5 protein-coding genes are annotated in these 10814 nt (G+C 42.8%); 2 read left to right on the top strand and 3 right to left on the bottom strand.

What is annotated here, in order from left to right; all coding sequences use genetic code 11:
- Nucleotides 1-1488, bottom strand: a 1488-nt coding sequence (locus RF007C_RS16770) for a glycoside hydrolase family 11 protein (RefSeq protein WP_206537805.1), incomplete at its 3' end; no start/stop codon positions are given.
- A 721-nt stretch (nucleotides 1489-2209) separates the two neighbouring features.
- A complete protein-coding gene (locus tag RF007C_RS15805; RefSeq protein ID WP_037301531.1) occupies nucleotides 2210-3493 on the bottom strand; it encodes a hypothetical protein in 1284 nt (427 codons plus the stop codon).
- Between the two features lie 300 nt (nucleotides 3494-3793).
- Here RF007C_RS15805 and RF007C_RS15800 point away from each other — a divergent pair, with 300 nt between their 5' ends.
- The gene (locus tag RF007C_RS15800; RefSeq protein ID WP_037301529.1) at nucleotides 3794-5518 is read left to right on the top strand and encodes a substrate-binding domain-containing protein; all 1725 of its coding nucleotides are present in this window, start codon (nucleotides 3794-3796) and stop codon (nucleotides 5516-5518) included.
- 134 nt (nucleotides 5519-5652) lie between these two features.
- Nucleotides 5653-5970 (top strand): hypothetical protein, encoded by a 318-nt coding sequence (locus RF007C_RS15795; RefSeq protein ID WP_019680450.1) that lies wholly within the window; start codon nucleotides 5653-5655, stop codon nucleotides 5968-5970.
- 279 nt (nucleotides 5971-6249) lie between these two features.
- Here RF007C_RS15795 and RF007C_RS15790 read toward each other — a convergent pair whose 3' ends face one another.
- A complete protein-coding gene (locus tag RF007C_RS15790; protein WP_037301527.1) occupies nucleotides 6250-10707 on the bottom strand; it encodes a hypothetical protein in 4458 nt (1485 codons plus the stop codon).
- Nucleotides 10708-10814: the final 107 nt, after the last annotated feature.

The following is a 10814-nucleotide window of genomic DNA, read 5'->3' as shown; positions in this document are numbered from 1 at the left end:
GTTCTGGTTCTGGTTGTTCCACTGGTTCCAGTCATTGTTCTGGTTCTGATTGTTCCACTGGTTCCAGTCATTGTTCTGGTTGTTCCACTGGTTCCAGTCATTGTTCTGGTTCTGATTGTTCCACTGGTTCCAGTCATTGTTCTGGTTGTTCCACTGGTTCCAGTCATTGTTCTGGTTCTGATTGTTCCACTGGTTCCAGTCATTGTTCTGGTTCTGGTTATTCCACTGGTTGTTCTGATCCCACTGGTTCCAGTTATTGTTGTTATCCCAGCCGTTCCAAGCATTCTGCTGGTTGTTGTTCTGGTTATTCCAGTCCCAGTTGTTGTTCTGGTTCTGGTTATTCCACTGGTTCCAGTCGTTGTTCTGCTGTCCCTGGTTGTTCCACTGGTTCCAGTCGTTGTTCTGCTGACCCTGGTTATTCCACTGATTCCAGTCGTTATTCTGCTGCTGGTTGTTCCACTGATTATTCTGATCCCACTGGTTCCAGTTGTTGTTATTATCCCAGCCGTTCCATGCGTTCTGCTGGTTGTTGTTCTGGTTGTTCCAGTTATTCCAGTCATTGTTCTGGTTCTGGTTGTTCCAGTTATTCCAATCATTGTTCTGGTTGTTCCAGTTATTCCAGTCGTTGTTCTGGTTCTGGTTGTTCCAGTTATTCCAATCATTGTTCTGGTTATTCCAGTTGTTCCAGTCGTTGTTCTGCTGCTGGTTGTTGTTCTGCTGGTTCCAGTCGTTATTCTGCTGCTGAACACCGTTATCGGAAGAACCTCCCTGTGTAACGTTAACGCTCTTTACATTTGCAGAACCGTTTGAACGGTAACCCTCGATATTGAGTGATACCTCATAAAGTGTACCGGACATATCAAGTCCTGCTGCACTCCAAGCGTCAAAATGCTTGGTTACATCGATCGTTCCCTTCATGTAGTTTGTCTGGTTGTTTGCAGAACCGCTGGTCTGACGAACGCTCCAGTACTGAGGGAATGTTGCTGTACCATCCAGTGAAGGCTGGTTGTAACGCATTGTCTTGCGAATGTCATAGGTATTTCCGTTAGCTGTAACAGTACCCTTTACCTCACCGTCGTTTCCGGGTGGTCTCCAGTCGCCCCAACCTTCAACGATGTAATACTCCATGAGAGGATTTCTTGTCCATCCATATACGCACATATATGAATTTCCTCTTGGTGTGTACTCTACATCATAAGTGAGAACGATATTTCCGAATGCTTTGTAGTTTTTCTTCTGGCTGTCGTAATTCTTGCCCATACGAGCGAGGAAGTTCTCGATGTTGCTCCATGAACAAGTGAAAGAACCTGCACCGGGATTCATTGATGCCTGGCCCTGTCCGTTCTGGTTCCACATCTCGTAGTCGAAGCCGCCGATATTTCCTCTTGTCTGCTGATCAGCAGCTGATGCAACAGCAGGAACGCTTACTGCAACCATCATTGCAGCTGCGCCTGCGCCGATGATCTTCTTGAGCTTTGCTATTTTCACGTGATTCACTCCTTTTAAGATTTTAAGAAATAATTGGTTTCAGTAATCCCTCATAACGAAAACTTTATATTTCTACTATAATTATAATTTAAGTCGAATATTACAACAAGTCAAAATTTGCTATCGGAGCATTTTTCGGTCAGATATTGCGGCCGAAATTGCTGTTTTCTGCTCAATAATTGCTGCTTTTTATGTAGGATGTTGCTTTTTATGTCACCTGTAAATCGGGATTTTTCATCGCAAATACGTCGATTTTATATTTTCAGTATAATAAATGTATCTTTTTCCAGATAGTCGAATTTCGTTTTTTACATATTTAAGCCCGTTTTTTAATTGAAGTATTCATATTACCATTTTTTGAAAAATACTGATATTTTCACACCTACCGTCCTATGCGCCTCTTACCATTATATATGATGCCCGAATATCGCCTTTCTATGTACAAAACAACATTTGGAGACTGAAATACTGGAACCGAAGCCTTATTACATGTACCAAAGTACATCGTTATACAGCAAAAATGCCATTATCCATACTTTTACAAGCAGGATAATGGCATCTTCAATATCTTTCACAGCTAATTTGCCTCTATGCACCTCATATTACGTAAGTTGCTGTTTTTGCAAGGTAAGCTGTACTTTTTAAGGGGTAAGTTGCATTGACAATACATTTGTTTCCGTGTTATCATTAATATATGGACAAATGTACCGCTGCACGGGCATCAGCCGACAGCCAATCTGTTCTTCAGATAACCCGGGTCACACATATAGTACTGTGTTCCGTAAGATGTAGGAGTCGAACCGCTGTAGAACCGAACCTGTGTAACGCTGTTAAGCTGTTCTCCGATCCATGCACAGTGTCCAAGTTCATCTCTTCCGCCGCATCTGAAGAAGGCTTCAAACTTCTGAGAGCCTGTTCCGTTTTTCCACTGCGGGTGACCGATGGTGTCGTTCTTGCCTTCATAGATATAAAGGATATCGCCTACACGTCTTGTAGTCTGGAAATTGCTGTTAAGGAATCTTTTCTTTACTTCGCCTTTGATCTCTGTCGTAAGAGTAGGACAGGTTATTAATCCCTGATAGAGTTTATTCCAGTTCTTATAATCGGCATTCGGAACTTTTAATGTTACACCGTTGACTACTGAAATACTGTTATAGCCCTGAATGCAATTTTTATCGGTATCAGAGCCGTTGCAGGAAACCTTTATGTTCTTCAGTACCTCAACTCCAGTATAGCCTGACGGGTTATTGAATACTATCGTTTCATCGAAAACAGGCTTTTTGACATGGAATGTTACCTTTGTGCGGAAGCCTATACCGTCGGGATTTCTCTCGAGGACGGGCTCGTCAAAACGAGTATAGGGATCAGAGCTTGTGAGCTTTAGACCTGCAAGGTAGTAGTTCTTGAGATAAAGCGCTCCTGTGAATTCGCCGTGCGCTTTGATGTATTCATAGTTCAGATCTGATAAACTTGAAATGGTGAATTTATTGATAATATCCTGGAGATACGGACCGTCCATCATTCTGATGCCGTAATCATAGTATTCAAACATGGGCTGATCGTCCGGATCATCAGGATCATAAGGTTCATCAGCTGTTGAATAATTATGATACTCCACACAGGGAGCGTAATAAAAGCCTTTTTTGCTTTTTATGGTAATATTGTCAATATACTTCTTTGCGTTCTGAATGTTTGCAGAGTCTGCAACACCGCGGTGAAGAATAGCAAACATATGTGTGCTGCCGTATTCATTGCCGTTCGTATCAGTGGTCGCATAGTACGTGTATTTTCCGTTTGCATTCAGAAGCTTCTTCCATAAAACAGGAAGATCGGCCTGATAATAAGTGTCCCAGCTGTACCCCCTCGCGCCGCCTTTGCTTTTGTTTACCATTGGATTTGTGAAGTTGCTCGTGCTGACATTATAGGCAAACGCTGACATATTTGCGGGAATGGCGAGCACTGCTGCAGCAGATATAGCTGCGATGGCTTTCGTGAGTTTTTTCATAGTGTTTTCCTCCGTTTCATTTTTTATAATTTTTTCATATTTGCGGCAAACTTTATTATCTCTGCCTGCAATTGCAGTATATCATATTGCACAAAACAATTCAATAATTTGCGATAAAATGTTGCGTTCTGCGATAAAATGTCTTTTTCCGCGACGAACGGTACAAAAATCGGTCTGAACTGCCGCACCTGTGACGAACGACAATTTGCTACACATTCGTCCGCAAAAAAGCACATTTCGTCGCAAGAAACTGCCAGCATCTTACAATATATTCATCACTACATCATTGGAGGACTTTTTATGACATCATCAAAAACAATTGCAATAATATTCTCTGATTTCAAAAACGACTATACCGACGGGTATATCACCGGCATACAAAAGCAGGCCAACAAATACGGCTACCGCACATTCACCTTCTCCATGCCGCAGACCAGCGAGCTATATACGGGCAGCGAGGAATGGATCTACAGTCTTATAGACTACGAGCGGTATGACGGCGTTATTTTCGTGAAACATTCCTTTTCCGTACATAAAAACCTTATACCGCAGATAGAAAAGTCTCTCTGCGAACACTGCCGATGTCCGGTAGTTGTGATCGGCAGATCATCAGCTCTGCCCAATAACATCTCCTTAAAAAGCCGTATGAACTTTGAATGTGTTGTAGAACATCTCATCACAGAGCACGGCTGCCGTAACCTGTACTGTCTCGGCGGCGAAAAAAGCATCGCCGACTGGCGTATCGACGGCTTCAGAGCGGTGCTTGAAAGGCATAATATCCCATGCAGCGAGGAAAACCTGCTCTATGGCGGATACTGGATCTCTGGCGCAGAAGCTCTTGCGAAGGATATTGCATACGGCACGGTCGAAAAGCCCGACGCTGTTGTCTGCCTTAACGACGAGATAGCATATGCGCTCATAAAGCAGCTTTATTTTGCAGGACTCCGCGTTCCCGAGGATATTCTGGTAACAGGCTTTAATGATTCTTCGTATGCTTCAAACAGCGCAGTTTCCATAACCACTTTCACGGCAGATACGCCGTTCTGCGGCCGCAGAGCCGTGGCGCTCCTGCACTCGCTGATAACGGGCGCTCCCGAGGAGGAGCTTATACAGAGAAAGCACAGCATCATCACAGGCGAAAGCTGCGGCTGCGGCAGAAGCCACCCTCTTAATATACGTGCCCGGCTCGATGAGCTTCACAAAAACGAAATAGCAAATATGGAGTTCAGAAACAGCCGCTTTGAGGAGAAGCTGTACAAGGTAAACTCCATTGAGGAGCTTTCACTGTTCATCAAGAATCACAGGTATCTTATCCGTGACCAGATCAGTGTCAGCATAAACCTTATGGGATATGATGACGAAAATGCAGAATGTATTTTCCTCAATGACTTTATGGCAGACGGTGAAACGACCGTGTTCCGTGCTGCCGATATATACCCTGATATCTTCACCTTCGGCGCTGTCCAGAACGTCCACATACTTCCTTTGGTCTTTGATAATAATATATACGGTTTTATGGCCATAGGCTATGATGAGCCCTGCACTTATACACTCCATGCAAAGCAGTTTGCAAACAGGATAGCCATAGGCGCAGAGATACTCAAAATACGTCAGCAGCTGAAAAAGCCCGAAACTATGGTCTCCGCAGCTGTGCCTACGAACTTTGTTACTCACGATATCGACACAAAGAAGCTGTCTGCCACCATTATGGTCGTTAATAACGGCTCTATCACAAAGGTGCCCCTTGAGAATATACTTTACTTTGAATCAGGTGAAAAGAAGGTTTTCGCCGCGCTTAAAAGCGGAAAATACGAAATAAAACAGCGTTTATTCGAGCTTGAGGAGATGCTCACGGAAAAGAATTTCTTTCGTATCTCCCGTTCAGTTATAATAAATATGAACAAGACAGTAGGCTATAAAAATGGTTTCAACCGATCGCTGCTGGCGGTGCTCTCCAATAAGGAAGAGCTCCTTGTATCAAGGACTCACGGTACCAGCTTCAAGAAGAAGCTCCTTGAATGCTGAAAACGCTTTATGGTACAGGATAAAAATCGTACAGTCTGTTTTTCATCGAAAATAGTCCATCATCTTCCAATAAATATTGATTTTTCAGAAGATATGAGTTATAATGTATCTATAAGCTGAAAGGAGTGATCGCTATGGTCATTAATAAAGAAGCATACTGGAACATATTGGACTATACATTCAAGAACCTGAAGTTCTTAGAGGAATGTATGATACCAAGCGAAATCATCAACATTGATACATCAGAAGAAAAAAATGTCTGGCTCGGCAATTTCATGAAGGAGTACGAATCCGAGAAATGCACCAAAGAGGCCATTCTCAGCGCTTTACATATCCTGCTTGCCCGTGATCTCATAAAGGTACTTTATGTTGCTCAGAAAAAGGATTACCGACTCATTGATCTCACAAGCAAGGGATATGAGGAATATCTGAAGCATATGCAGGTATTATGATCTCCGGGGACAGTTAAGTTTCTCATTTACGAAGTATCAAGCTTTCCGTACAGATACAATATAACGGAAAAGCCTTTATAAAAAGGTTTTCAGGTTCGGGACGCATTGCCAGCATATATCAGGCTCCGAAGCCAAAATGCAGAGTTCATACTAAAGAATAAGCCCCCCCGGCAAAGCCGGGGGTTTTCATTTTACAAAAAATACCGCCCGGAATTGCTTCCAAGCGGTATTTTTCATTATATGCTCTTATCCTGCTCCGTGTATCAGAGCCTTGCAGAGTTATCGGTTTTCATCATGGAATATTCCGTTGAAGAAGGAGAATCCATATTCTCCGTTTTCTGACGGATGATCTACGACTGCATGAACGTTGATGTAAACATATCCGGGAGTATCAAATTCATGAAGCACTTCCTTGTTCATCAGCGAACCGCTGCCCAGCAGATTGAGATCCTCGTCAAACATATAGCCGTCCATGATGCGGCATCCGCCGTAGCCCTCTGAATACAGGCTGTATATACCCATATTATTGATATAATACCTGTACCAGTTATCTCCGCCGTTCAGATCGCTGCATGGGAAATTTGCGTTATGATAGAATTCGGTAACTTCCCTTGTGTAACGCTTCAGTACAATACTTGCTGTACCCGAAGGATCTGCCAGTGATATTCTGATCTCTGCTCTTTCACCGGGCTCAAGAGCCATGCGTGATGAGGCTTCATTCAGATCCGAATATGTTTCCTTTTTCTTCAGGATGCTGCCGTTATACTTGCATACCTCTATATTCAGTGCATTATCACTGCTGATGTCGAACTTTGATACTGTGATCGCATCACTGTTGAAGATATAAGTGTATTCCTCATCGCCGCTAAGTGATATTTCCGCATTTTCATCAGGAGCAGCGAATTCAGTGGGAGCGATCCTTATTAAGCTTTCGTTTATATTCGAAGCATTATCTTCAAGGACATAATTCTCGGGAATCACGATCTTACAGCGCTCAAGAGAAATACCACTATCAAATCCGGTGATGCCTGCGGTTGAAACAACTTCTACATTTGAGTTTCTGATAACGAGCTTTTTGTCTCCTGCAGTGGCCCCCATTCCATATCCTCTCGCAGCGATATAAAGATCTGCATCTTCAATATTTATAGTTACGGAGCCCTGTATATTTGCAACCATTCCCATGATCGGCTTCTTTGAATCAGGAAGACTTTCATCGCCCAGGGTAAGTTTTCCTGTTATTTTTGTATCTGCCTTAAGTTCGATAGAGCGTTTTGATATGATACTATGTCCGTTGCCGTTGATTATAAGGCCATTATTGCTTATATTCTGAATAGGATAAGTACCATCATATTCATAATCCTTGATAAGGGTAAGGGTATTGGTATCCGGATCATAGCTGAATTCACCGTTGGGGCCGAGATTAGCAAGATCATAGCAGGTATTTACTCTCTTGCCGTTGATATTGAAACCGTAATCCACGTACTTGCCTCTGATGATCTCCACATAGCCTGTATAAGGCTCGTCATTTGCATTTCTCAGACAGCACACACCGTCAATGATCTCAAAGTCCTGATTTAACCCCGGAGATTTAACGAATGAATTGTCAAGGCTGATCTCACCGTAGATGTACATTTTATTGAAAGCAGCTACATTTGAGTTTATCACGTTCAACTTGGCATTATCACTTTCCGAATTTCCGAGAATAGTAGCACATTCCATATCAGCATCCTTTATATTAACTATCGCCTCATCACAGAGTAACAGGCCGTAAACAGAGATCTTACCTGTTATAGTTGTATCCGAATGCAGTATAACACTGTTGCTTCTTTCCCTGATCATGTGACCGTTGCCGTTGATGATAAGACCTACATTGCTCACATTTTCGATAATAACTTTTCCAACTATTGGAACATCATTATTCAGAGTAAGGGTATTATTTGCAGGATCATAGCTCATTTCTCCGTTAGGTCCGAGATTTGACAGATCGCTGGCTGCTGTAACTTCTGTTCCGCATATCTTGAAACCGTAGCCCTTACTTATATGTATGCCCTTAGCATCTGCGTAGCCGACAGCGATACGGTTTCCGCTGCCATATGGCTGTATTGAAGCCTGAGCGGGAGCTGCTATATGGCAGCCGTCAAGTCTTATATTACCGTATTGTGTACTGATACCTCCGCCTGTGAAGATCTCGGAATTGATGATAGTAAGATTATCTGTAGCGCGTATATACTCGGAAGTTGTTGTATTCAATGTGGGATGATCCACCTTGATATTTGCATCTCTGATGGTGAGATTCTTAGTACATGACAGACGAGATACAGAAAGCTTTCCGGGGCCTGTAATAACAGTATTTCCTGTCAGCTGTATATCTGTGTATACATAACCGTAAACAGTTGTCAGATCTGAATCAGACTGTACCTTGATGGTCAGGCCTTCCACTGTGCTTCTGATACTGTGATCTGAGCCTGTTGTGGGAGTACCTTTCAATGTCAGAGTCTTTGTAGAGGGATTATAGCTTATCTTGCGGTTGCCGTCTATGTTATTGAGATCCCATGTTGAATCAACAGGCATATTGCCGTATTTCAGACCGTAAGATGTCTGGGCTATGGTTATTTCATTAGCAAGCACAGATGAATTGTTATAGATTATACCGCTGTTTATTGTCGAACCTGCGCTGCCGATCTTGCCGTTTTCGGGAACAGTTATAACTGAACCGGTGACATTCACTTTTGACTTTTCAGAATAAACGCTGCCTTTTATCTTAGCGTTTGTACCGCCTGATATATTGATATTACCGTATACAGTCTTCAGATCGCCGCCGATCTTGACATTGGATCTATTGATAGTTATCTTTCCGTATGTTCCGGCTATTGCAGAATTGTCCAGTGCAGTGTATACGTCACCGCTGACATTGAGCTCCGTGTTATCAAATACAAAATATCCCGATGAAGTGCGCATACTTCCTGCCACCGAAACTTTTCCATTTTTAATCGTTATGGAACTTGTATTGGAATACATATCACCCTTGCAGGTAACATCTATACCATCTATCACAACAGAATTCGTACCTCCGTTGAGAATATCGCAGGTCAGCTTTCCGCTGCCTGTTATACCGCCGTAGGGGCCAAGGGCTATATTGGCTGTACCGCTTGAATTTGTGATCTTGGTATCACCTGTAAGTACAACAGTAACATTTGAAACAGAAGTCTTTATCCCTGAGTAAGTACCCTTGATATAAAGCTTTTTTTCATCCGGATCGTAAGATACCTTGCCGTCGCCGAAAACATCGCGGTAGTTGCCGGTGTTTATCGTTGTCGTACCAACTGTTATACCATATGACTTGTTTGCAGCAGTTTTTACTTCCTTAGCAATATCACCGTTTTTATCCCTGATAGCGCCTGCCGGATCTGTTAAAATATACGGCTGAGGCACGTCAAGCACAACAGAAGAGCCGAGTGTGATCTTCTTGGCGAATCCGAGAACGGCAGCAGACGAACAGTCAATTATCCAGATGCCGCTGTTGTTGAGCTTGAGAGACTGACCGTTCTCACCGTCTATGCCGAATACTCCGCCATCGATTGTAAACGGCGAGCTTATGACTATTGAAGGATTGCTGCTGCCTATTGACTTTACTCTCATACCTGTGGTATTGGTAGCTATCGTTATCCTGTTGCTTCCTGTAAATTCAATACTCTTTGTCGTGTATATAGCGGGATCTGAGGACATTCCCCACAGTGTTACAGGAGCCGAAGCGGTTATCTTCAGACCTTCAACACCTGTATTTTCGATAATGCTGGCCGCAGTCGCTGTGATATCCTTTTTGATAGTCAGAGTCTTTGTATCAGGATTATAGCTTATCTGACCGCTGCCTGTAATATCGTCCTTGTTTGCACTTGTTACCTGAGTATCTCTTATCTTAAGTCCATAGTTGACCACTGTGGGAGGCTTTGTTCCCGGCGTGATAGTAAAGGATGATGTAAAAAAACCACTGCCGTATCTTACATCCCTGTAAGTTTTGCTGCCGGTGTATATGTAAGCGTCATCGGGAGAGCTGAAATAACAGCTGGACATAGTAGCGGAGGGAGTATAGCTTGAATTGCTGGATTCGCTCAGATTATATACGTAATTGGCTTTGATGCTGGAATTGTATATGGTCAGCTGAGCCGCACTCTGATAGGGACAATACAATATATCCCTGCATGAAAGGACAAGCTTTGCATTTTCAATTCTTACCTTGTATCCGCTTATAAAATTGGAATAGGTTGTATTAGCTTTTGTATTTACTGTAAGCTGTCCGCTTCCTTTCAGCAGCAGAGTGTAGTTTGAATTGTTATAGCTGATTGGAACGACACCCTTATTATCGATAAAGGACACATTGCTGTCAATACTTATCTTTAAATTAGGGTACGTTGAATAGATAATGTTGGAATAGGGAGCGCTGCTGGTCCAGTAACGTCCGTCTTTTGTGTAGATAGTCGTATCCGAACCGCTGGCAACAACATGAAGTGTATTTGTATTGTAGTCAAAGTTGAATTTTACACCTGTACTGTTGCCGAGAATGTTGCTTTTGTTGCTGTCGGTGACTTTTTTGCCCAGGATCCAGATGTTATATTCCGCTGCGTGTGTTTTCAGCGGTTTTACATCGGGCATTATCATAATTGTCATAAACAGTGCCATGATAATGCTGAACACCCGTGTCAGGGACGTTCGTCTTTGTGTCTGAATGTGTTCTTTCATAAAAAAACCTCCTAAAAATAAAATAAATTTATGTCTTACCGCTTTGCGGCAACGACCGAAAAAACGGATCCCCATCCGTATATCATTCAAAACACAAAAAGGCACTG

Source organism: Ruminococcus flavefaciens 007c, from assembly GCF_000571935.1.
Classification (GTDB): domain Bacteria; phylum Bacillota; class Clostridia; order Oscillospirales; family Ruminococcaceae; genus Ruminococcus; species Ruminococcus flavefaciens_F.
The sequence above is the reverse complement of the archived record's forward strand: the minus strand, read 5'-3'. Positions and strand labels throughout refer to the sequence as shown.

Bases quoted from the DNA above. Each gene is read 5' to 3' on its own strand.
- RF007C_RS15795 (WP_019680450.1), top strand. From the start codon at position 5,653: ATGGTCATTAATAAAGAAGCATACTGGAACATATTGGACTATACATTC.
- RF007C_RS15790 (WP_037301527.1), bottom strand. From the start codon at position 10,707: ATGAAAGAACACATTCAGACACAAAGACGAACGTCCCTGACACGGGTG.
- RF007C_RS15805 (WP_037301531.1), bottom strand. From the start codon at position 3,493: ATGAAAAAACTCACGAAAGCCATCGCAGCTATATCTGCTGCAGCAGTG.
- RF007C_RS15800 (WP_037301529.1), top strand. From the start codon at position 3,794: ATGACATCATCAAAAACAATTGCAATAATATTCTCTGATTTCAAAAAC.